The organism is Bacillus sp. FSL K6-3458, from assembly GCF_038005045.1.
GTDB lineage: Bacteria > Bacillota > Bacilli > Bacillales > Bacillaceae > Bacillus > Bacillus altitudinis.
Window position 1 is genome coordinate 1,379,605 of sequence record NZ_JBBOSI010000001.1, and the last position, 22,959, is coordinate 1,402,563.

A 22,959-nucleotide genomic window follows, 5' to 3' on the forward strand; every position below is an offset into this window, starting at 1 on the left:
TCTTTTTTCATCAAAACGATCTGATGTAAGCGCTATTTGAAAATAATTTTCTTTTGTTTTCATAAAATTTGAAACGTCTGAAAACGTTGATTTGACAAGGTTTAGAGCTCTTGAATCAACTGTTTTTTGAACAAAGTGCTTTCATGACTTTCTTAACTTTTGTTTAAAAACATTTTATTTAATTGTATAATAAGTACGGTTTTAGAAATTCGTATTGAAAACATCCGGTTTTGCTCATGATTGTTTTCAAGCAGTGGAAATGGTATGTTTAATTCATATATGGTCTCTGAGGTGAAAAAGATGAAGCGTATAGGAGTTTTAACGAGCGGTGGGGATTCCCCAGGAATGAATGCAGCTGTGCGCGCAGTTGTAAGGAAAGCAATTTACCATAATGTAGAAGTTTACGGTATTTATAATGGATATTCAGGTCTAATTAACGGTAAAATTGAGAAACTCGAAATAGGTTCAGTAGGCGATATCATTCATCGTGGAGGAACAAAACTTTACACGGCAAGATGTCCTGAATTCAAGACAGTTGAAGGTCGTGAAAAAGGGATTGAGAACTTAAAAAAATTCGGTATTGAAGGACTTGTTGTCATCGGTGGAGATGGCTCATTCATGGGAGCGAAGAAATTAACAGAGCTCGGTTTTCCATGTGTAGGTGTCCCTGGCACGATTGACAATGACATTCCTGGTACTGATTTCACTATTGGCTTTGATACAGCACTAAATACAGTCATTGATGCCATTGATAAAATTCGTGATACAGCCACATCTCATGAACGTACATACGTAGTGGAAGTAATGGGAAGACATGCTGGGGATATTGCCCTTTGGTCAGGTCTTGCAGGCGGAGCTGAATCGATTTTGATTCCTGAAGCAGACTATGACATGGACGAAATTATTGCCAGATTGAGAAGAGGACATGAGCGCGGCAAGAAGCACAGTATCATCATCGTCGCAGAAGGCGTAGGCAGCGGTGTCGAATTTGGTAAGAGAATTGAAGAGGAGACAAGCCTTGAAACGCGTGTATCTGTCTTAGGACATATTCAACGTGGAGGTTCTCCAAGTGCGTTTGACCGAGTGCTCGCAAGTCGCCTAGGAGCGTATGCAGTAGAACTTCTTCTTGAAGGAAGAGGCGGACGTTGTGTAGGTATTCAAAGCAACGAACTCGTTCATCACGATATTTTAGACATCTTAGATAAAAAGCATACAGTCGATCAAAATATGTACCGACTTTCACAAGAGCTCTCTATATAAAACGAGAAGACCTTAGGAGGAACAGTAATGAGAAAGACAAAAATCGTTTGTACAATCGGTCCAGCAAGTGAAAGCATTGAAAAGCTGACTGAATTGATTGAAGCAGGAATGAATGTAGCCAGACTAAACTTCTCTCATGGAGATTTTGAAGAGCATGGTGCACGTATTGAAAACATTCGCAAAGCAGGTAAAACTTTAGGCAAGGACATTGCGATCCTTCTTGATACAAAAGGTCCAGAGATCCGTACACGCACAGTTGAAAACGGCTCAATTGAGTTAGTTGCTGGTGCTGATCTTATCGTGAGTATGGAAGACATTGTGGGAAACACTGAAAAAATCAGTGTGACGTACGAAGATTTAATTCATGATGTAGAAGTGGGCTCAACCATTTTATTAGATGATGGTCTGATTGGTCTAGAAGTAAAAGAATTAAATAAGGACCGAAAAGAAATCGTCACAAAAGTGATGAATACAGGTACACTGAAAAACAAAAAAGGTGTCAACGTACCAGGTGTGAGTGTGAACTTGCCGGGTATTACAGAAAAGGATGCCAATGATATTCTGTTTGGAATTGAACAAGGTGTCGATTTCATCGCAGCTTCTTTTGTGAGACGAGCTTCTGATGTTCTTGAAATTCGTGAGCTACTTGAAAAGAACAACGCAGCTGACATTCAAATCATTCCGAAGATTGAAAACCAAGAGGGCGTTGATAACATCGATGAAATCCTTGAGGTATCAGATGGACTGATGGTTGCGCGTGGAGATCTTGGTGTAGAGATTCCGGCAGAAGAAGTACCACTTGTTCAAAAAATGCTGATCAAAAAATGCAACCGTTTAGGCAAGCCTGTCATCACAGCAACTCAAATGCTGGATAGCATGCAGCGTAACCCGCGTCCAACACGTGCGGAAGCAAGTGACGTGGCAAATGCTATTTTTGACGGTACAGATGCGATCATGCTATCTGGTGAAACAGCAGCAGGAACATATCCAGTTGAAGCTGTGCAAACGATGCACAACATTGCCTCACGTTCAGAGGAAGCACTTAACTATAAAGCAATCCTTTCTCGCAGAAGCGAAGAAGTAGAGGTCAGCATTACAGATGCAATCGGTCAATCTGTTGCACACACAGCTATGAAGCTTGATGTGGCAGCGATTGTGACACCTACTGAGAGTGGTCATACAGCAAGAATGATTTCAAAATATAGACCTAAAGCACCAATCGTTGCAGTCACAGCAAACGAATCAGTAGCAAGAAAGCTATCTCTCGTATTCGGTGTATTTGCGAAGAGTGGATCAAATACGTCATCTACTGATGAAATGCTAGAGAATGCAGTAGAAAAATCTATTGAATCTGGCTATGTAAGACATGGCGACTTGATCGTCATTACAGCTGGTGTGCCGGTTGGAGAAGCTGGTACAACGAACTTAATGAAAGTGTATGTTGTCGGTGACATTATTGCGAAGGGTCAAGGAATTGGCCGCAAATCTGCATTTGGACCGGTTGTTATTGCACAAAGCGGAAAAGAAGCAGAGGAAAAAATGTACGATGGTGCGATTCTTGTCGCAAACTGCACAGATCGTGACATGATGGGTGCTTTAGAAAAAGCGTCTGCCCTTATCACGGAAGAAGGCGGTTTAACAAGCCATGCAGCAGTTGTTGGGCTTAGCCTTGGCATTCCAGTGATTGTTGGCCTCGACAGTGCCACAACACTTCTAAAAGAAGGCGAAGAGATTACAGTAGATCCAGCACGCGGAGCGATCTACAAAGGCCGTGCAAGCGTCCTTTAAATCACACACGAGGGGAGTTATCTGACTCCTCTCTTTTTTTATGTTACACTAAAAAAAGTAAACAGCTTTCGATGAAAGAGACCCCATGAGGTGATATGGTTGAAAAAATATTTTCTACTATTATTGATTCTGTTCCCGGCAGTGGAAATTAGTTTATTTTTAATCTCAAGTAACATCATTGGTATTTTACCAACGATGCTAGTCATTGTGCTAACAAGCGCATTAGGTGCTTACTTTGCAAGGAAACAAGGAATAGAAGCATTTCAGAAAGTGCAGCGAGATTTACAGTATGGCAAAATGCCAGGGGCCACCATTGTCGATGGCTTCTGCATTCTGATCGGTGGTTTGCTGCTGCTCATACCTGGATTCCTTTCTGATCTGATTGGGGCTGTGCTGCTCATTCCCATGACAAGAAAACGGATCAAACCGCTCTTTGAGCGCTGGCTTAGAAATATGTCCAATCGCAAACGCTATACGATTATACGCTAAAGAGACCTTCGCATCAGGTCTCTTTTACTTTTGCGCACCATACCGAATGTACTGATAAAGGTCTCTGAAAACCCCTGCATTACGAAACGCCTGCCAAACGACAAGAGAAGCGGGACCGAGTGCAAGTCCAAGAAAACCAAAGCATTTTAACCCGACAAACAATGCCACAAGTGTTGCTAAAGGATTAAGACCGATTGATTTACTTAAGACTTTTGGCTCTGATACTTGTCTTTGAATGAGCACCACAATATACAAAATGCCCAGTCCAATGGCGAGTGAAAGATTTCCTGTCATGGCGGAGTAAATGATCCATGGAAGAAAAACCGTGCCACTCCCGATGTAAGGAAGTAAATCAACTAGACCAATACATAGAGCGATCACAATCGCATGCTCGACCTTTAAGATGAAAAGTCCAATCAGCACGATCCCAATGGTCATGGCAACAAGGAGAAGCTGGGCTTTCATAAAGCCAGAAATGGCTTTTTTGATTTCAGATAAAATGGCACGTGTATGAAGCATCCATTTGGCGGGAAAGATACGAGAACCATATTTTTTTAACGTAAACCAATCTTTTGTGATAAAAAAAGTCGCTAGTGCGGAAAATAAAAGCGTCGCTGCTGCATCAGGCAAAAGACCTAAAAAAGCTGGAATGAATTCAAGAGTTTTTGAAAGGAAAGTCCCGATTTTTGCCGCTGCTTCGTCACCAAGTGCTTGGATTTGTCCTAAAATCGATTCCTTTTGACCTGCTTGAAGTGTATTAAATTGAGCAGTCAAATCATGATATAAAGGCAAAATCTGATCTGTGAAAAAACGTTCCACGATCCCAATCAGTTGATCAAGATGACCTGGCAGGACCTTTGCTAAATAAGCACTTCCTGAAATGATTTCCGCCACTAAAAGTGTCATGAATCCAGCTGCTGCCACTAAAAAGAGTAATAACACAATGATGACAACAAAACCTCTTGGCATCCCGGTCATGTTTTCAATTTTGCATACGGCTGGATGAATCAAACACGACACGGCAAATGCAATCCAAAATGGATATAAAAACGGAAAAGACTGATATAAAAAAACAACCGCACAAACGGCGATGCTGAAAATCATCAAACTTCGCAAAAAAATGCCCACATAAGTGTGATTCACACAATCCCCTCCAAAAAACAAGCATGTCCGATACTTCATTTTATTCAAAAAGATTAGTAATATGAAAAGGTCGCAATAAAAAGAAAGAAAGGAGCGGCGTATGTTTACTCAAGCAAATTTGTTTTTGGTTCTTTTACTCGTTATTGCACTTATTGCAAAAAACAATTCGTTAATTTTAGCGGTCTCTGTGCTGATTGCCATTAAGCTGATTGGCCTGGATCAAAAAATATTCCCGGTTCTGCAATCAAAAGGTATCAATTGGGGTGTGACGGTCATCACGATCGCTGTGCTTGTACCGATCGCAACAGGGGACATTGGATTTAAACAACTTGGAGAAGCGATGAAATCTTCCTATGCTTGGATAGCTCTTGGAGCGGGTATATTAGTAGCATTAATTGCAAAAAACGGCATTGTGCTACTCGAAAACGATCCGCATATCACAGCAGCACTTGTATTCGGTACGATTTTGGCAGTCAGCTTATTCAAAGGTGTGGCTGTTGGCCCGCTGATTGGTGCTGGAATTGCCTATTTAGCGATGCAAGCAGTGAAATTTTTCAGCGGTTAAAAAGAGAGTGGTTCATGCCACTTTCTTTTGATTTTTTTTCTGGCGTGAGCTTTTGCAAAAAAACATAATTAAATATATTAAAAGAAGCAAAATCCCTTTATTCCATGCCCGAACCGGAAGGCTGGAAAAAAAAATATCAAAAAAAATTATAGTTAAACATTTAACAAATGTCTGATTATTGTTTATAATGGGAATAGGCTTAATTTTGAACTCATTGATCAAACACGAGATATGAGGCTAAAAGCGCTCTAACCGTATAGGTAAATGTAAGCATTTTCTTTTCTAAACCTGCCAGCCTATTTTGGTTGGATAGCGCTTTCAAAAAGCGAGAATTTTGCAACGAAGGGGAATCTTTTTAAAAAGGGGAGATTGAACATGACAGCAACAAGAGGTCTTGAAGGTATCGTGGCAACAACTTCATCCGTAAGCTCAATTATTGATGATACTCTTACTTATGTAGGGTACAATATCGATGATTTAACTGAAAAAGCGACTTTCGAAGAAATTGTCTACCTGTTATGGCACTTAAAGCTGCCGAATGAGCAGGAGCTAAGCGAGTTAAAGCAGCAGCTCAATGAAAATGCTCATATTCCGCAAGAGATCATTGAGCACTTTAAATCTTATTCGCTGGATGGGGTTCATCCAATGTCTGCGATTCGTACAGCGGTATCCTTATTAGGTTTACTTGATGACGAATCAGAGATTATGGACAAAGAAGCGAATTACAGAAAAGCTATTCGCTTACAAGCGAAAATTTCTGGACTTGTCGCTGCATTCTCACGTATTCGAAAGGGACTTGAGCCTGTACAGCCAAAAGAAGAATACAGCTATGCTGCAAACTTCTTATATATGCTAAACGGCGAAGAGCCTTCACCAGTAGAAATTGAAGCGATTGATAAAGCGCTCATTCTACATGCGGATCACGAATTAAACGCATCGACATTTACAGCACGCGTATGTGTTGCTACACTATCAGATATCTACTCTGGTGTAACAGCGGCTATCGGCGCATTGAAAGGACCACTTCATGGCGGCGCGAATGAAGGCGTAATGAAGATGCTCTCAGAAATTGGCGAAGTTGAAAACGTAGATTCCTATATTCATGGTAAGCTAGAGAAGAAAGAGAAAATTATGGGCTTTGGCCACCGCGTTTACCGCCAAGGTGACCCGCGTGCAAAACATTTAAAAGAAATGAGCCAGCGCTTAACAAATCTCACAGGCGAGCCAAAATGGTATGAAATGTCTGTACGCGCAGAGGAAATCGTGACATCAGAGAAAAATCTTCCACCAAATGTTGATTTTTATTCTGCTTCTGTCTATCACAGTCTTGGGATTGATCATGACTTGTTTACACCAATTTTCGTGATCAGCCGATTCTCTGGATGGATTGCTCACATTTTAGAGCAATATGACAACAACCGTCTGATCCGTCCAAGAGCTGACTATATTGGACCTGATCTTCAAACGTTTGTTCCGATCAGTGAAAGAGACTAATGTTTATAGAATAGCGGAGGCTGATCCATCTAAACCAATCAGCCTCCATATCAACAAAAAACGAATCACGTGAAAAACTTCTTGGCTTGCAGACATCAAGCTTGGAAGTTTCAAATATTCACTACATAACCTGGGAGGTAATATCATTGTCACAAGGCGAAAAAATTACAGTTACTGGCGGCGTATTGAATGTACCAAATAATCCAATTATCCCGTTTATCGAAGGGGACGGAATCGGCCCTGACATTTGGAAAGCAGCATCAAGAGTTCTTGAAGCAGCTGTAGAAAAAGCATATAAAGGTGAAAAGCAAATCACTTGGAAAGAAGTATATGCAGGTGAAAAAGCTTACAATAAAACTGGCGAGTGGCTTCCAGAGCAAACACTTGAAGACATTCGTGAATATTTAATCGCGATCAAAGGACCACTGACAACACCAATTGGCGGAGGAATCCGTTCATTGAACGTGGCACTAAGACAAGAGCTTGATTTATTCACATGCTTACGTCCAGTTCGCTGGTTCAAAGGTGTACCATCTCCTGTGAAACGTCCAGAAGACACAGACATGGTCATCTTCCGTGAAAACACTGAAGATATCTATGCAGGAATCGAGTATGCAAAAGGATCAGACGAAGTGAAGAAGTTAATCGACTTCTTGAAAAACGAATTAGGTGTGAATAAAATCCGTTTCCCAGAAACATCAGGTATCGGAATCAAACCAGTTTCTGAAGAAGGAACATCTCGTCTTGTCAGAGCAGCGATCCAATATGCGATTGACCAAGGCCGTAAATCTGTGACACTTGTTCACAAAGGAAACATCATGAAATTTACAGAAGGAGCCTTCAAAAACTGGGGCTACGAAGTGGCTGAAAAAGAGTTTGGCGACAAAGTCTTTACATGGGCACAATATGATCGTATTGTAGAACAAGATGGAAAAGATGCGGCAAACAAAGCGCAAAGTGAAGCAGAAGCTGCTGGCAAAATCATTGTCAAAGACAGCATTGCAGATATTTTCCTTCAACAAATTTTAACTCGTCCAGCTGAGTTCGATGTTGTCGCAACAATGAACTTAAACGGAGACTACATCTCTGATGCACTTGCAGCACAAGTTGGTGGAATTGGTATCGCACCTGGTGCAAATATCAACTACGAAACAGGACACGCTATTTTTGAAGCGACTCACGGAACAGCACCGAAATACGCTGGTCTTGATAAAGTGAATCCATCTTCTGTTCTTCTATCAGGCGTGCTTTTACTTGAGCACCTTGGATGGCAAGAAGCTGCTGATCTAGTGATTCAATCTGTTGAAAAAACAATTGCATCTAAAGTCGTCACGTACGATTTTGCTAGATTAATGGACGGTGCAACAGAAGTGAAATGTTCTGAGTTTGCTGACGAGCTCATCAAAAACTTGTCTTGATTCTTAAACTTTAAAGTTAAAGGGGAAAAAGGAAATGGCAAACAAGCGTAAAAAAGTATCTGTCATCGGAGCAGGCTTTACTGGAGCAACTACAGCATTTCTAACAGCTCAAAAAGAATTAGCGGATGTCGTATTAGTGGATATCCCTCAGCTTGAGAACCCGACAAAAGGGAAAGCACTTGACATGCTGGAAGCAAGCCCTGTTCAAGGCTTCGATGCGAATATTACAGGAACTTCTAACTACGAAGATACAGCCGGTTCTGATGTCGTGGTCATTACGGCAGGAATTGCAAGAAAGCCGGGAATGAGCCGTGACGACCTCGTGTCAACAAATGAAAAAATCATGCGCAGTGTGACACGTGAAATCGTTAAATATTCTCCAGAAGCGATCATTGTTGTGTTAACAAACCCTGTTGATGCAATGACATATGCAGTTTATAAAGAATCAGGATTACCAAAAGAAAAAGTCATCGGACAATCAGGAATTCTTGATACAGCACGTTTCCGTACGTTCGTTGCTCAAGAATTAAACCTATCTGTGAAAGATGTGACGGGCTTTGTTCTTGGCGGACATGGGGACGACATGGTTCCTCTTGTACGTTACTCTTACGCAGGCGGTATCCCGCTGGAAACATTAATTCCTAAAGAGCGAATTGATGCAATTGTTGAAAGAACAAGAAAAGGTGGCGGTGAAATCGTCAACCTATTAGGTAACGGTAGTGCGTATTATGCACCTGCTGCTTCACTCGTTGAAATGGTTGAGGCGATCTTAAAAGATCAACGCCGCGTCATGCCGACGATTGCATACCTTGAAGGTGAATATGGCTACGAAGGCATTTACCTTGGAGTTCCAACAATCGTAGGTGGAAACGGCCTTGAGCAGATCATCGAGCTTGAGCTGACAGAAGAAGAAAGAAGTCAGCTTGACCGTTCTGTTGAATCTGTAAAGAACGTCATGAAAGTATTGTCTTAATATGAATAAAAAAGAAGGCTTCTCGTATGAGGAGTCTTCTTTTTGTTTACAAAGCCAATCTTGTCGAAATTTTAAATTGTTCTCTTGTTAAGCTTTCGTTAAAATGAAAGAGAAAGCATGACTTCTCGCTTTTCACATAAGATACAAAAAACCGGATGCAGGGGAAATCACTAATTGGAGGCACAACATGAATAAAAAAATATTAGTTGTGGATGATGAAGAATCAATTGTAACACTTCTAAGCTATAACCTTGAAAGGGCGGGCTACGATGTCGTCACAGCAAGAGACGGAGAAGAAGCGCTTGAAAAAGCAGCAAGTGAACAGCCTGATCTGATTGTGCTTGATTTAATGCTTCCGAAAATGGACGGCATTGAAGTGTGCAAACAACTGAGAATTCAAAAAATGATGTTCCCTATTTTAATGCTGACAGCAAAGGACGATGAATTTGATAAGGTGCTCGGTCTTGAACTTGGAGCCGATGATTACATGACAAAACCTTTCAGTCCTAGAGAAGTGGGTGCTCGGGTAAAAGCCATTTTGAGAAGAGCACAGCAATCTCAGCCGGCTCCCGTGCAAGAAGAGAAGGAAGAGACCATTGCAGACCAAATCAAAATTGGAGACCTGCGCATTTTACCTGAACATTACGAAGTCTATTTCCAAGAAGAACGTCTAGAGCTCACGCCAAAGGAATTTGAACTGCTTCTTTATTTGGCTAAGCATAAAGGCCGTGTCCTTACGCGTGATCTATTGTTAAGTGCGGTTTGGAATTATGACTTTGCAGGTGATACTCGTATTGTGGATGTGCATATCAGCCACTTGCGGGACAAAATTGAAAAGAACACGAAAAAACCAACATATATTAAAACCATTCGAGGCTTAGGCTACAAATTGGAGGAGCCAAAGCCAAATGAGTAAAGTGAGAACCCGCCTTTTTTCTGGGCTCATTTTTCTCTTGTTTATTGTGTTTGTTGCGCTTGGTCTTTTCTTGGATCATATGTTTCATATTTTCTATGAAACAAAATTAACCGAACGAATGGAAAAGGAATCGAGTTTTCTCCTTTCTTCTATGAATGTTGAAGATTTGAATGCGGAGCAAAACAAGAAGATTCTCAATCAAGCAAAGCAGCATCTCGATATGAATGCGTCGATTGTGGACGTGAAGGGGAATATCATACATACAACGGGTCAAGCAGAACAAAGGGCTGTCATTTTAAACACACTGAAAAGTGAGCAGCTCCAAACAAAAGGAACGTTCATTGAGGATGAGAAGGATGCGCTGTTTCATTATGCAGTCCCAATGATGAAACAAAACGAACCGGCGGGATATTTATTTCTTCATGCTTCATTCCAGCCTTTGAATGAGATTGATGGTCAGCTCTGGCTTGCATTAGCCTTTTGTCTTGGTTCAGCCATCATTATCATCGTCTTCTTTGGCTATCGCATGTCGATGAAGTATGTAAAGCCGATTGATTATGCCACAAAGGTGGCCAAACAGCTTGAACGAGGGAACTATGATACAAATAACTATGAAGAGCTGATCATTGAAACAAGTGAACTCAATACATCAATGAAGCGTCTGGCAGAAAGTCTTCAAGACATGACAAGCGCTGGCGAAATGCAGCGAGATCGTCTGCAAACAGTCATTGAAAACATTGGAGCGGGGATTATTTTGATTGATAAAATGGGCTATATCCACTTAGTCAATCGAACATTCCGCAAGCAATTCAAAGTGCAAAAACATATTTATATGCACAAGCTGTATCATGAAGCCTTTACCCATGAAGAGATTATTGAGTTAATAGACGAAATTTTCATGACAGAAACCAAGGTCCGAAAGTTTTTACGTCTCGCTGTTGACATCGAGCGCCGTTATTTCCAAGTCGATGGTGTCCCGATCTTAAGTACAGACGATGAATGGAAAGGGATTGTTCTTGTCTTTCATGATGTGACAGAAACAAAGCAGCTAGAACAGATGCGAAAAGACTTTGTCGCTAACGTGTCACATGAATTAAAGACACCGATCACGTCAATTAAAGGCTTTTCTGAAACACTTCTGGATGGTGCCATTGACGATAAAGAAGCGCTGACACAATTTTTGTCCATCATCCTAAAAGAGAGTATTCGTTTAGAAACGCTCATCCAAGACTTACTTGATCTCTCGAAAATTGAACAGCAGCATTTTAAGCTGAATATTCAAGAAGCCAATGCGACAGAAATCATTCAAGAGATTGAAGTACTGCTAAAACAAAAGGCTGCTGAAAAAGGCATTGACCTACAAGTGCGTGTCCCGAAAGAGCCGGTCTATGTCATGGCAGATCCGCTGAGATTAAAACAAATTTTCCTCAACCTGATCAATAATGCCCTCACCTATACACCAGAGGGAGGAAGTGTTACGATCACAGCAAGACAGAGGAAAGACAGCTATGAATTTGATGTAGCAGATACAGGGATCGGTATGAAAAAGAGTGAGATTCCAAGAATATTCGAGAGGTTTTATCGAATTGATAAAGATAGAAGTAGAAACTCAGGCGGTACAGGACTTGGTCTTGCCATTGTCAAACACCTTGTCGAAGCACATGAAGGAACGATTTCTGTTCATAGCAAACAAGGCAAAGGGACGACGTTTACCGTGAGTTTAAAGTCAAAATAGAGAAGAATGGAAAGTGGCGTTAAAATTTACATGATCTTTACAATGAATTCATGTTTTGTTAATCAATCATTGGTAGGATGAATAGGAACCCCTTCATCCAAGGAGCCAATTTTGGAAGGACGAAAACACTTGTTGTTTTCGTCCATTTTTTATGCAGGCTTGTCTATTTTCTTTTCAAAATAAACTTTGATAAAATGAACATACAATGTGCGAAAGAGCCGGCTGAGCCGGCTCAGTCGATGGAGGATTAAAAGATGACAGATCAAAAGAAATTAGTACTTGTGGATGGAAACAGTCTCGCTTATCGAGCCTTTTTTGCTTTGCCGCTATTATCCAATGATAAAGGCGTACATACAAATGCCATTTATGGCTTTGCGATGATCTTAATGAAGATGCTGGAAGACGAGAAGCCGACTCATATGCTCGTAGCATTTGATGCGGGTAAAACCACCTTCCGTCACGAGACCTTTAAGGAATATAAAGGCGGAAGACAAAAAACTCCGCCAGAACTATCAGAACAAATGCCGTTCATCCGTGAGCTATTAGATGCTTATCAAGTGAAAAGGTACGAGCTTCCGCAATACGAGGCGGATGACATTATCGGCACACTGGCTGTAGAGGCAGAAAAGGACGGCTTTGAGGTCAAAATCTTCTCAGGAGATAAAGACTTAACGCAGCTTTCAACAGATCATACAACAGTAGCCATTACGAAAAAAGGCATCACAGAAGTAGAATATTACACACCGGCCCATATTGAAGAGAAATACGGCCTCAGACCAGATCAAATCATCGACATGAAAGGGCTGATGGGAGACTCATCAGACAATATCCCTGGCGTGCCTGGTGTCGGTGAAAAAACAGCGATCAAATTACTAAAGCAGTTTGAAAGCCTTGAAAATCTGCTTGATCATATTGACGAAGTCAGCGGGAAAAAGCTAAAAGAAAAGCTTGAAGAATATAAAGAACAAGCGGTGATGAGTAAAAAGCTGGCGACGATTCTCGTAGAAGCACCAATAGATGTGTCAAGCAAAGAGCTCGCCTATGAAGGTCCTCACATGGAGCAGGTCATCTCTCTTTATAAAGAACTGGGCTTTCAAACGCTGCTAGAGCGTTTAGGAGAAGCGCCAGAATCAGATGAACCAGTAGAAATAGACGAACTAGACGTGAAGAAAATGACAGATGTCACGGAGGACATGCTGACAGATCACGCTGCACTTGTGGTAGAACAGCTAGGAGACAATTATCACGAAGCCGATTTGATAGGGTTTGCGATCCATAATGAGAACGGTGCATTTTTTATGACAAAAGAAGATGCTCTGCAATCTGAAGCGTTTAAACAATGGGTACAGGATGAAACGAAGAAGAAATGGGTCTTTGATTCCAAAAGAGCGGTTGTTGCCCTTAGATGGCATGATGTTGATCTAAAAGGTGTCGATAACGACGTCCTGCTCGCTTCCTATGTGGTCAATCCGCAGAAATCCTATGAGGACGTTGCAAGTGTGGCGAAGGAATATGGCCTGAACATAGCCCTTTCCGATGAAAAAGTTTACGGAAAAGGAGCGAAACAGGCGATTCCACCTGAAGAAGAGCTAAAAGACCATCTTGGAAGAAAAGCAGCAGCGATCTCTGCGCTGCATGATTTGACCCTTGAAGCGTTAGAAAAAAATGATCAGCATGAGCTGTATGAAGATTTAGAGTTGCCACTTGCCCTCATCTTAGGTGAAATGGAATCTCTTGGGGTAAAAGTGGATGTTGAACGTCTGCAGAAAATGGGTGAAGAACTCACGAAGAAGCTGAAGGAATATGAAGAAACCATTCATCGGTTAGCAGGAGAAACATTTAACATCAATTCACCGAAGCAACTTGGTGTGATTTTATTTGAAAAATTAGGACTACCGGTTATCAAAAAGACCAAAACAGGCTACTCTACGTCTGCGGATGTCCTTGAAAAGCTTGAAGACAAGCACGAAATTATTCGGTCCATTCTGCATTACCGTCAAATAGGAAAGCTGCAATCCACTTATGTGGAAGGCTTAATGAAAGTGACGCGCAAAGATACGCATAAAGTGCACACAAGATTTAATCAGGCACTTACACAAACAGGAAGACTAAGCTCAACAGACCCAAACCTTCAAAACATCCCGATTCGTTTAGAAGAAGGCCGAAAAATTCGTCAAGCGTTCGTTCCGTCAAAAGAAGGCTGGCTCATGTTTGCAGCTGACTATTCTCAAATTGAGCTGCGTGTCCTTGCGCACATTTCTCAAGATGAGAACTTGATTGAAGCCTTTACGCAAGATATGGATATTCACACGAAGACTGCCATGGATGTGTTCCATGTCTCAGAAGAAGAAGTGACTTCCTCTATGAGAAGACAGGCCAAAGCTGTCAACTTCGGAATCGTATATGGAATTAGTGATTATGGACTGTCTCAAAACCTTGGGATTACAAGAAAAGAAGCAGCGGCCTTCATTGAACGTTATTTAACAAGCTTTAAAGGCGTGAAAACCTATATGGAGGACATCGTGCAGGAAGCAAAACAAAAAGGATATGTGACCACGCTTCTTAAACGCAGACGATATATCCCAGATATCACAAGCCGTAATTTTAATGTGAAAAGCTTTGCGGAAAGAACGGCAATGAACACACCGATCCAAGGCAGTGCCGCCGATATCATCAAAAAAGCGATGATTGATATGGCACGAAAGTTAAAAGAAGAGAATCTGCAGGCAAATCTGTTATTGCAAGTGCACGATGAACTGATCTTTGAAGCGCCAAAAGAAGAAATCGCCATATTAGAAAAAATCGTCCCTGAAGTCATGGAAAGCGCACTTCAGCTCGATGTGCCGCTAAAAGTCGATTTCGCTTCAGGCCCATCTTGGTACGACGCAAAATAAAGAGAGAGAAAAAGGAGCGAGGAGCATGCCGGAATTACCAGAGGTTGAGACCGTCCGGCGCACTCTTCAACGGTTAGTCAAAGGAAAAACGATTGAAACGGTCGATATCAAATGGCCAAATATCATCAAACGTCCTGGGGAACCGGAAGAGTTCGCTAGAAGGATGGTAGGAGAAACCATTCAAACCATTGAAAGAAGAGGGAAGTTTCTACTCTTTCATTTAGACCACTATGTGATGGTCTCCCATTTAAGAATGGAAGGGAAATACCGTGTACATGAAACTGGTGAGCCTTATGATAAACATGTACACGTCGTCTTTACGTTCACAGACGGTACCGAACTTCGGTACCATGATGTCCGTAAATTTGGGACGATGCATCTATTTCAGCCAGGCGAAGAAGAAAAAGAACTTCCGCTATCACAGCTGGGGTATGAACCTTTTTCAGATTCATTTACACCAGACTATTTATGGGAGCAATTAAAGAAAACCTCCCGCGTAGTCAAAACGGCTTTACTTGATCAAAAAATCGTGGTTGGCCTCGGTAATATTTATGTAGATGAAGTGCTGTTTAAATCAGGTATTCATCCAGAAACAAAAGCGAATCAGCTAAGTCTTGCATCTTGCAAGGTGCTCCACAAACATATTATTGACACGCTTCAAGTGGCTGTTGATGCAGGAGGCAGCACCATTCGCTCCTACATCAATTCACAAGGTGATATTGGGACTTTTCAATTACAGCTTCTTGTATATGACCGGCGGGGAGAACCTTGCCAGACGTGCGGCAGTATCATAGAGAAAACAGTGGTGGGAGGGCGCGGCACTCATTTTTGTGTGACCTGCCAAAAACGCCCTTCATAAAGGTAAGCCGTCAGCATGCTTCCTTTTTGCCATGCATACGATAAAAAACATTCTTTTTTCAGCAAGGTGTAGACTGACACACAGCCCACCTGCTCTTCATATAGTGAAGAAGAGTCTAAGGACGCCTAGAGACTCTTGATCATCGTTGCATGAACAGAAAGGAAGAGTACAGGTATGATTTCGTTTTCGCTTCTGTTTTTAGCTATTGCCGTCAGCATTGACAGCTTTTCTGTAGGTTTTACGTATGGTCTTCGCAAGATGAGGATTCCATTTAAAGCCATCGTTATTATTGCTTGCTGTTCAGGAATTGTGTTGCTCATTTCCATGCTGATTGGCAGCCTGCTCACGACATTCCTCCCTGTCTCAGTGACAGATAAACTGGGTGGAGGCATTTTAATTGCCATCGGACTTTGGGTTCTGTATCAATTTTATAAACCAGCGAAAGAGCGTGATTTGCTCCTTCATGAAAAAACACTTCTCAATGTAGAAGTGCAGTCTCTTGGGCTTGTCATTCATATTTTGCGAAAGCCTACAAGTGCAGATATTGACCGCTCTGGCACCATTAATGGAATGGAAGCGGTGCTTCTTGGAATTGCTTTATCCATCGATGCATTTGGTGCAGGAATCGGTGCAGCGATTCTTGGTTTTTCTCCAATTGTCATGAGCATCACGGTCGCTGTGATGAGTTCTCTTTTTGTATGCATCGGACTGCGTGCGGGTCATTATTTGGCCAATTGGCGCTGGATCGATAAACTCGCATGCTTACCAGGGCTGTTGCTCATTTTAATTGGGGTGTGGAAGCTGTAAAGGAGGAAACGAATTGACGCTCGTCATTGGATTAACAGGCGGGATTGCTAGCGGAAAAAGCACAGTCTCGCAGATGATAAAAGAGAAAGGCATTCGGGTGGTGGATGCTGATATCATTGCAAAAGAAGCGGTTTCTAAAGGATCGGCTGCCCTTCATCAAATCGTTCAAACTTTTGGTGAAGAGGTTCTTCTGCCAAATGGTGAACTGAACCGGCAGCAGCTTGGAGCGATCATTTTTTCTGATGAAGAGAAAAGAAAAAAGCTCAATGCCATCGTTCATCCTGAAGTCAGAAAGGAAATGCTCGAGCAGCGTGATGAAGGGGTGAGCAACAATGAAACATTTGTTGTGCTTGATATCCCGCTCCTATTCGAGAGCAAGCTGGAAGGTCTAGTCGACCGCATCATCGTTGTGTACACGACGCCTGAATTGCAGCTGTCGCGGCTCATGAATCGAAACGACCTGAGCGAGGAAGAAGCACTGAATCGCATTCACTCCCAGCAGCCTCTTGAGGAAAAATGCCAAAAAGCAGACCGCGTGATAGAAAACACAAAAGATCTTGCTTTTATTAGAAAGCAATTAGAGAACATATTAAACGAATGGGAACATACAGATAAGTAAGAGTACATACAGTACTCTTCTTTTTTTATGCTTTTTTCGTCAATTTCATTGCAAAGAACAGCCCTTTTTTGAAAATATATGTTTATATACTGGCAATTACATTCTAATGTGATATACTAATTTCATAAATAAATTTATTGAGTATAACACATAATAGAGGAGTGACCTGTTCATGAAGGTAAAAGCAGCGATCAATGGGTTTGGCAGAATTGGACGCATGGTCTTCAGAAAAGCAATGCTTGATGATCAAATTCAAATTGTAGCGGTGAACGCAAGCTATCCTGCCGAAACGCTAGCACATTTAATTAAATATGACACAAATCATGGACGTTACGAATGCGATGTGACAGCAGAAGATGACGCGTTGATTGTCAATGGCAAAAGAGTGCATTTGCTCAATAATAGAGACCCAAAGCAGCTTCCATGGGGAGAGCTTGGGATTGATATCGTGATCGAAGCAACAGGGAAATTTAATTCAAAAGATCAAGCGATGGGCCATATAGATGCCGGAGCGAAAAAGGTCGTACTTACAGCTCCAGGTAAAAATGAAGACGTTACAATTGTAATGGGTGTCAATGAGGATGATCTTGATCCTGAAAAGCACGTCGTTATTTCAAACGCATCTTGTACAACAAACTGCTTAGCACCAGTTGTCAAGCTGTTAGATGATGAATTTGGCATCGACAACGGCTTAATGACAACGGTTCATGCTTATACAAATGATCAAAAAAATATCGACAACCCCCACAAGGATTTGCGCCGGGCAAGAGCATGTGCCCAGTCCATCATTCCAACGACGACGGGTGCCGCTAAAGCGCTTTCTTTAGTGCTGCCGCACATGAAAGGGAAATTACATGGACTTGCACTTCGAGTGCCAGTTTCTAATGTATCGATGGTTGATCTTGTGGTCGACTTGAAAAAAGATGTCACAGCAGAAGAGGTCAATGCTGCCTTTGCAACGGCTTCAAAAACATCTCTTGCTGGCATATTAGACTACACAGATGAACCACTTGTCTCCACAGACTTTAACACAAACCCTTATTCTGCTGTCGTTGATGGACTTACAACGATGGTGATGGAAGGCAGAAAAGTAAAAGTTCTTGCATGGTATGACAATGAATGGGGATATTCTTGCAGAGTGGTTGATCTTGTAAAGTTTGTTGGTTCCCAGATGAAAGAGCTTTCAGCTGTTTGAAATGAAGAAGACTGAACGTCCCTTTTCAAGAAATGAGAGAAAATCCCACTAAAAACACAGCTTGCAAAATGGGTCTAAACAAAGTATACTATTTTTCGTGAACTTCTTGTTCGCAGACTCATTCGGGTATACTTAAAGGGTTAGGACCTCTTTGGACTAACTTTCCCCCGTGGTATATGTCCGGTCCGGCTGCTTAGAACTTCACTCTTTCATTCTTGTTTAAGGGGGGTCCATGATGGAAACAATCGGACGTCACGTTATCTCCGAGTTATGGGGATGCGACTGTGATAAACTGAACGACATGGATTTTATTGAAAAAACGTTTGTAAATGCAGCTTTGAAATCAGGAGCTGAAGTAAGAGAGGTTGCTTTTCACAAATTTGCACCTCAAGGAGTAAGTGGAGTTGTCATTATTTCTGAATCTCATCTGACAATTCACAGCTTTCCTGAACATGGTTATGCGAGCATAGATGTTTATACTTGCGGCGATCTAGATCCGAATATTGCAGCAGATCATATCGGAGATGAACTAGGTGCTGAAACAAGAGAAAACATCGAAATTCCTCGAGGCATGGGACCTGTACAAGTGAAACAGGCGCAAGCCAAAGCACTGTAAACATAAAAAAGATTGCAATGGGAGCTGGCCAAAAGCATTAAATGCCTTTGTGTTATGCTCCTTTTTATATTTGTTCCATACACGGGCATCCAGCATGATCCAACCTGTCTATACTTTTGTTCTAGGAAAACAAAGGTTTTTTTTATAAAATAAAGAAGAGGGTTTATGACAAAGGGGATACGTGTATGACTTTAGGACAAAAGCTCAAACGATTCATTTCAAATCATACAGAAACATCTGACCATCATCCAGTGTCAGAGCTGAAAAGCCATTACTACAAATCGACACAAACTCAAGTTTTCCAAGCGGTAGAAGCCGTTCTTTTAAGAAACGATTCCTATCAAGTGACATCTGTTTCAGCAGAACGAGGTGAAATCAGCGCAAACATACGAACGCCGAAAAAAGCTTTTCTCGTGGCGACTGTCATTTCAATTCGTCCTTTTGAAACAGCTGTCGATTTTAATGTGACAACAGAAACAGCACTGCCAACAGACTTTGGCTACAGTCAAAAGGCTGTTTTGTCCCTTTATAAAGAACTAGACAAACAACTTCCAAGAAGAGATCGGAGCTGATGAAATGAAATGTCCCACATGTCAGCACCTTGGCACAAGGGTGCTTGATTCAAGACCAGTAGATGAAGGGAAGTCCATCCGTCGGAGAAGAGAGTGTGAAAGCTGTCAATATCGCTTTACGACGTTTGAAAAATTAGAAGAATTGCCATTGATTGTGGTGAAAAAAGAAGGAATTCGAGAAGAATTCAGCCGGGAAAAGATGCTGAGAGGCCTCATTAAAGCGTGTGAAAAGCGTCCTGTCGCTTTAAAACAGCTCGAGGATGTCTGCTTTAACATCGAGAAGGAATTGCGTAACCAAGGCATGTCAGAGGTGAAAAGCGAGCTTGTAGGGGAAATGGTGATGGACGAGCTGGCGAAAATTGATGAAGTGTCTTACGTCAGGTTTGCCTCGGTTTACCGTCAATTTAAAGATATCAATGTATTTATTGATGAATTAAAAGATTTATTAAAGAAAGAACGCTAAAAAAGAGCTGAAGATTCTTCATGCTCTTTTTCCTGCGTAAAGCGTAAAACGCGAAAAGAGTGTACAATGAAGACAACCGTATTAAGGGAGGATCAGCATATGACAGAGCATTGGAAGGAAGTGCTAGCCGTCGATCCGTATGTCGTCAAAAGCGCTTCATTGCTCGGTGACATCGATAGACAGCTTATTACTCTTTTATATCAGCCGCTTATTGGCATGTCCGCTTTCAGTTTATACATGACGCTGTGGGGAGAGCTGGAACAAAATCGAATGTGGGGGAAACCCGCACCTCACCGTCAGCTGATGGTGATGCTGCAAACGAATTTAAATGATATTTTTGAGGAGCGCTTAAAGCTTGAAGCGATCGGATTACTCCGCACATATGAACAGGAAACGGAAGAAGGCAGACTGTTTACATATGAGCTCGTGCCGCCGCTGAGACCGGATGAATTTTTCCAAGACGGTATGCTGAATGTCCTTTTGTATCATCGGGTAGAGAAAGCAAAATATATGCAGCTTCGTGATTATTTTTCTTATCCAGGAGTTCCTGCTGATGCAAAGAACATCTCCCGATCGTTTGAAGAAGTGTTTCACGTCTTGCAGCCAGGAGAGCGCAAGATGACAGAGGAAATCAATCAGGCGTCATCGCTTGACGAGGGCTACGAATATGTGACAGTTGGCTCAAGTCAGCCTGCACCGCTTTCAGATGAATCTTTTGATTTTGATCTCCTGTTAGCAGGCATGTCGGATATGATGATTCCGAGAAAGGCTTTGACAAAGCAAGTGAAAGAGACAATTAAGAAGTTAGCGGTCGTCTATGGCATCACCCCGCTGCAAATGCAAAATATTGTCGCAGGTGCCTGTGGTTCAGATCAGATGATATCAACTGAGGATCTGCGAAAAGCAGCGAGAGACTGGTATCAAATTGAATACAGAGGCGAACAGCCGAAGCTGATTGATCAAAAACAGCCAAGACATTTACGTCACAATGTCACGCAGAATTCAGGTGCAGATGCGCCTGATGCGAAATTGATTGAAAAGCTTGATCATATTTCGCCTAGAGAGCTTCTAAAAGATATGGCAGATGGCATTGAGCCGACGTATGCAGACTTAAGAATTGTTGAAGATATTATGCTTGAGCAGCAGCTAGAGCCTGGGGTCATGAATGTCCTGATCTACTATACACTGCTAAAAACCGATATGAAACTGTCCAAAACATATATGCAGAAAATCGCCGCCCACTGGGTGCGAAAGAAAATCAAAACAGTGGCAGCTGCTATGAAAATTGCCAAAGAAGAGAATAGGCAAATGACAGAATGGGCGCAGCAAAAAAATAAGCGTCAATCATATGGATCAGGAAAAGTGATCCGCGAGGAGAAACTGCCTGACTGGATGAAGGAAGCTGAAACGAAAGAACAGCCAAAGGAACAGACAGATAACTTGTCTACAGAGGACCTCGAACGAGAAAAAGAAAAATTGTTAGATCAGTTTAATAATATGAAAAAGTACAATGCACATTAATGTGAGGTGAGATGGAGATGAAACCGATCGGTCGTTCATTTGATCAGCTAAAAGGGCGGGTAGATTTTCGCGTGAGATACAATCAGATTAAAGAAAGTGTCCTAGCTGATGAAGATGTAAAAGCTTTTTTAAAGGAGCATCAAGAGGACATCCAAGAAGACATGATCAATCGCAGCTTGAACAGGCTCTTTGAATATGTACAACAATCAAAGGGTTGTTCTTACTGCTTAGAGGAAGAGAATGTAAATGTCATTTTAGACGGGTATCACCCGAAGCTTGTGATCAAAGGTCAGAGCATTGATATTGAATATTCCCCTTGTCCTGTCAAACTGCGGCTTGATAGACAGAAAAAACAGCAAGAACTCATGAAAAGCATGTACATTCCGCAGAATGTTCTTCAAGCGACGTTTGCTGATTTAAATGTGGTTGGAAGACAAGAAGTCATTCAAAAAGTAGGTCAATTCTTGCAAAGTTATGATGAAACAGGTAAGGGAAAAGGCCTCTATTTACATGGAAAGTTTGGGGTCGGAAAAACATTTATTCTGGCAGCAATTGCGCAGCAGTTAGCGGTAAAAGAGTATCCATCTCTCCTTGTATACGTGCCTGAATTTGTGAGAGAGTTAAAAAATTCGTTAGCCGATCATACACTCGAAGAGAAGCTGAATATGGTCAAATCAACACCAATTTTAATGCTTGATGATATTGGAGCAGAGTCGATGACAAGCTGGGTACGAGATGAACTTTTAGGAACAATCTTGCAATACCGCATGGCAGAGCAGCTGCCGACTTTTTTCTCTTCTAATTTCTCACCGAATGAGTTAAAACATCACTTTACGTACTCGCAGCGCGGGGAAAAAGAAGAGGTGAAGGCAGCTCGATTAATGGAACGTATTCTCTACCTAGCTGAACCAGTTCTGCTTGAAGGGGAAAATCGCCGTCATTTATAAAAAGATAGGTCACGTGAAGGGGAGCGGATGAAATGAATAAAAGAAAATGGCTGCTTTTCCTCGTGATTGGCGTTCTAGCTGCTGTGCTATGGTGGCTCAACAAACAGCATCTTCAACTGTCGCCGAAAGATGTGAAGAATTGGATTCTTCAATTTGGGATGCTAGCTCCCTTTGTCTTTCTTTTCTTATCACTTTTTCGTCCATTTGTGCTTGTCCCTCTCACCGTCTTTTCGCTAGCAGCAGGTTTGGCATTCGGCAGTGTCCTTGGGACCATTTATGCCTTAGCTGGTGCGACAGCAGGTGCAACAGGATCTTTCCTGCTTGCCTCAACCTTCCGTTCAAACAAGCAGGAAACCGAATCAAGCAATCGGAAGCTAAAAGCGGTGACGTCCCGTATTCAAGAGCATGGATTTCTTTATATCCTCTTATTACGCATTGCGCCCATTCACTTTGATTTTGTCAGTTATGCCGCAGCAGCTTCACGTGCGAATTATCGTGCATTTGCGGCAGCGACTTTTTTAGGATTAATACCTGGTACTGTGGCGTTAAATGTCCTTGGATCAAGCTTTGTAAGCGGAAATTATGCCGCCTTAGCGATTGTTTGTTTGATTTATTTGATCTTTATCTCAGTGCCACTGATTTTAAAAAGAAAGATGCCTGATTTATTTTAGGCGTCTATTTTTTA

Annotated in this window: 21 protein-coding genes; 20 read left to right on the forward strand and 1 reads right to left on the reverse strand. The window is 41.8% G+C overall.

The window, feature by feature from the left end; all coding sequences use genetic code 11:
• Positions 1-300: 300 nt before the first annotated feature.
• From pfkA to MHH23_RS07225, 3 genes are all read left to right on the forward strand, one after another.
• Positions 301-1,260 (forward strand): 6-phosphofructokinase, encoded by a 960-nt coding sequence (pfkA, locus tag MHH23_RS07215; protein WP_017358271.1) that lies wholly within the window; start codon positions 301-303, stop codon positions 1,258-1,260.
• A 27-nt stretch (positions 1,261-1,287) separates the two neighbouring features.
• Positions 1,288-3,048, forward strand: coding sequence for a pyruvate kinase (gene pyk, locus MHH23_RS07220; protein WP_024718661.1), 1,761 nt, complete (start codon positions 1,288-1,290; stop codon positions 3,046-3,048).
• A gap of 99 nt (positions 3,049-3,147) precedes the next feature.
• Positions 3,148-3,537 carry an FxsA family protein gene (locus MHH23_RS07225; RefSeq protein WP_007501703.1) on the forward strand — a complete coding sequence of 130 codons (390 nt, stop codon included), beginning with the start codon at positions 3,148-3,150 and terminating at the stop codon, positions 3,535-3,537.
• Between the two features lie 24 nt (positions 3,538-3,561).
• Here MHH23_RS07225 and ytvI read toward each other — a convergent pair whose 3' ends face one another.
• The gene (gene ytvI, locus MHH23_RS07230; protein ID WP_340959163.1) at positions 3,562-4,680 is read right to left on the reverse strand and encodes a sporulation integral membrane protein YtvI; all 1,119 of its coding nucleotides are present in this window, start codon (positions 4,678-4,680) and stop codon (positions 3,562-3,564) included.
• Between the two features lie 100 nt (positions 4,681-4,780).
• On the opposite strand from ytvI, the gene MHH23_RS07235 reads away from it, so the two are divergent.
• From MHH23_RS07235 to MHH23_RS07315, 17 genes are all read left to right on the forward strand, one after another.
• Positions 4,781-5,245, forward strand: a complete 465-nt coding sequence (locus MHH23_RS07235; protein ID WP_007501699.1) for a DUF441 domain-containing protein — start codon at positions 4,781-4,783, stop codon at positions 5,243-5,245.
• Positions 5,246-5,620: 375 nt separating this feature from the next.
• Positions 5,621-6,739, forward strand: a complete 1,119-nt coding sequence (gene citZ, locus MHH23_RS07240; protein ID WP_008346063.1) for a citrate synthase — start codon at positions 5,621-5,623, stop codon at positions 6,737-6,739.
• Positions 6,740-6,885: 146 nt separating this feature from the next.
• Positions 6,886-8,157 carry an NADP-dependent isocitrate dehydrogenase gene (icd, locus tag MHH23_RS07245; protein WP_024424789.1) on the forward strand — a complete coding sequence of 424 codons (1,272 nt, stop codon included), beginning with the start codon at positions 6,886-6,888 and terminating at the stop codon, positions 8,155-8,157.
• 34 nt (positions 8,158-8,191) lie between these two features.
• Positions 8,192-9,130: a malate dehydrogenase gene (mdh, locus tag MHH23_RS07250; RefSeq protein WP_007501693.1), complete on the forward strand. Its 939-nt coding sequence runs from the start codon at positions 8,192-8,194 to the stop codon at positions 9,128-9,130.
• 187 nt (positions 9,131-9,317) lie between these two features.
• On the forward strand, positions 9,318-10,046 hold the full coding sequence (locus tag MHH23_RS07255) for a response regulator transcription factor (protein WP_340959164.1): 729 nt from the start codon (positions 9,318-9,320) through the stop codon (positions 10,044-10,046).
• Positions 10,039-11,781, forward strand: a complete 1,743-nt coding sequence (pnpS, locus tag MHH23_RS07260; RefSeq protein WP_017358268.1) for a two-component system histidine kinase PnpS — start codon at positions 10,039-10,041, stop codon at positions 11,779-11,781. The genes MHH23_RS07255 and pnpS overlap by 8 nt, the downstream gene beginning before the upstream one ends.
• Before the next feature lie 254 nt (positions 11,782-12,035).
• Complete coding sequence (gene polA, locus MHH23_RS07265; protein WP_072367445.1) at positions 12,036-14,675, forward strand: DNA polymerase I; 2,640 nt, start codon at positions 12,036-12,038, stop codon at positions 14,673-14,675.
• Between the two features lie 25 nt (positions 14,676-14,700).
• Positions 14,701-15,534: a DNA-formamidopyrimidine glycosylase gene (mutM, locus tag MHH23_RS07270; RefSeq protein WP_007501686.1), complete on the forward strand. Its 834-nt coding sequence runs from the start codon at positions 14,701-14,703 to the stop codon at positions 15,532-15,534.
• A gap of 174 nt (positions 15,535-15,708) precedes the next feature.
• Positions 15,709-16,341 carry a sporulation membrane protein YtaF gene (ytaF, locus tag MHH23_RS07275; protein WP_007501684.1) on the forward strand — a complete coding sequence of 211 codons (633 nt, stop codon included), beginning with the start codon at positions 15,709-15,711 and terminating at the stop codon, positions 16,339-16,341.
• A gap of 13 nt (positions 16,342-16,354) precedes the next feature.
• Positions 16,355-16,960 (forward strand): dephospho-CoA kinase, encoded by a 606-nt coding sequence (coaE, locus tag MHH23_RS07280; protein ID WP_024718656.1) that lies wholly within the window; start codon positions 16,355-16,357, stop codon positions 16,958-16,960.
• A gap of 172 nt (positions 16,961-17,132) precedes the next feature.
• Entirely contained in the window at positions 17,133-18,155 is a 1,023-nt protein-coding gene (locus tag MHH23_RS07285) for a glyceraldehyde-3-phosphate dehydrogenase (protein WP_268430937.1), read from the forward strand.
• A gap of 235 nt (positions 18,156-18,390) precedes the next feature.
• Positions 18,391-18,771, forward strand: a complete 381-nt coding sequence (gene speD, locus MHH23_RS07290) for an adenosylmethionine decarboxylase (RefSeq protein WP_003216492.1) — start codon at positions 18,391-18,393, stop codon at positions 18,769-18,771.
• Between the two features lie 185 nt (positions 18,772-18,956).
• A complete protein-coding gene (locus MHH23_RS07295) occupies positions 18,957-19,343 on the forward strand; it encodes a cytosolic protein (protein WP_096881727.1) in 387 nt (128 codons plus the stop codon).
• 4 nt (positions 19,344-19,347) lie between these two features.
• Positions 19,348-19,806: a transcriptional regulator NrdR gene (gene nrdR / locus MHH23_RS07300; RefSeq protein WP_003216720.1), complete on the forward strand. Its 459-nt coding sequence runs from the start codon at positions 19,348-19,350 to the stop codon at positions 19,804-19,806.
• A gap of 99 nt (positions 19,807-19,905) precedes the next feature.
• Entirely contained in the window at positions 19,906-21,327 is a 1,422-nt protein-coding gene (locus tag MHH23_RS07305; RefSeq protein WP_017367826.1) for a replication initiation and membrane attachment family protein, read from the forward strand.
• 17 nt (positions 21,328-21,344) lie between these two features.
• Complete coding sequence (gene dnaI, locus MHH23_RS07310; RefSeq protein ID WP_008346034.1) at positions 21,345-22,274, forward strand: primosomal protein DnaI; 930 nt, start codon at positions 21,345-21,347, stop codon at positions 22,272-22,274.
• A gap of 32 nt (positions 22,275-22,306) precedes the next feature.
• On the forward strand, positions 22,307-22,945 hold the full coding sequence (locus MHH23_RS07315) for a TVP38/TMEM64 family protein (protein WP_007501676.1): 639 nt from the start codon (positions 22,307-22,309) through the stop codon (positions 22,943-22,945).
• Positions 22,946-22,959: the final 14 nt, after the last annotated feature.

Excerpts from the sequence above, each read along its gene's own strand:
- pyk (WP_024718661.1), top strand. The coding sequence starts at position 1,288 with ATGAGAAAGACAAAAATCGTTTGTACAATCGGTCCAGCAAGTGAAAGC.
- MHH23_RS07285 (WP_268430937.1), top strand. The coding sequence starts at position 17,133 with ATGAAGGTAAAAGCAGCGATCAATGGGTTTGGCAGAATTGGACGCATG.
- dnaI (WP_008346034.1), top strand. The coding sequence starts at position 21,345 with ATGAAACCGATCGGTCGTTCATTTGATCAGCTAAAAGGGCGGGTAGAT.
- polA (WP_072367445.1), top strand. The coding sequence starts at position 12,036 with ATGACAGATCAAAAGAAATTAGTACTTGTGGATGGAAACAGTCTCGCT.
- MHH23_RS07295 (WP_096881727.1), top strand. The coding sequence starts at position 18,957 with ATGACTTTAGGACAAAAGCTCAAACGATTCATTTCAAATCATACAGAA.
- MHH23_RS07315 (WP_007501676.1), top strand. The coding sequence starts at position 22,307 with ATGAATAAAAGAAAATGGCTGCTTTTCCTCGTGATTGGCGTTCTAGCT.
- MHH23_RS07255 (WP_340959164.1), top strand. The coding sequence starts at position 9,318 with ATGAATAAAAAAATATTAGTTGTGGATGATGAAGAATCAATTGTAACA.
- mutM (WP_007501686.1), top strand. The coding sequence starts at position 14,701 with ATGCCGGAATTACCAGAGGTTGAGACCGTCCGGCGCACTCTTCAACGG.
- pnpS (WP_017358268.1), top strand. The coding sequence starts at position 10,039 with ATGAGTAAAGTGAGAACCCGCCTTTTTTCTGGGCTCATTTTTCTCTTG.
- speD (WP_003216492.1), top strand. The coding sequence starts at position 18,391 with ATGGAAACAATCGGACGTCACGTTATCTCCGAGTTATGGGGATGCGAC.
- mdh (WP_007501693.1), top strand. The coding sequence starts at position 8,192 with ATGGCAAACAAGCGTAAAAAAGTATCTGTCATCGGAGCAGGCTTTACT.
- nrdR (WP_003216720.1), top strand. The coding sequence starts at position 19,348 with ATGAAATGTCCCACATGTCAGCACCTTGGCACAAGGGTGCTTGATTCA.
- citZ (WP_008346063.1), top strand. The coding sequence starts at position 5,621 with ATGACAGCAACAAGAGGTCTTGAAGGTATCGTGGCAACAACTTCATCC.
- ytaF (WP_007501684.1), top strand. The coding sequence starts at position 15,709 with ATGATTTCGTTTTCGCTTCTGTTTTTAGCTATTGCCGTCAGCATTGAC.
- MHH23_RS07305 (WP_017367826.1), top strand. The coding sequence starts at position 19,906 with ATGACAGAGCATTGGAAGGAAGTGCTAGCCGTCGATCCGTATGTCGTC.
- pfkA (WP_017358271.1), top strand. The coding sequence starts at position 301 with ATGAAGCGTATAGGAGTTTTAACGAGCGGTGGGGATTCCCCAGGAATG.
- MHH23_RS07235 (WP_007501699.1), top strand. The coding sequence starts at position 4,781 with ATGTTTACTCAAGCAAATTTGTTTTTGGTTCTTTTACTCGTTATTGCA.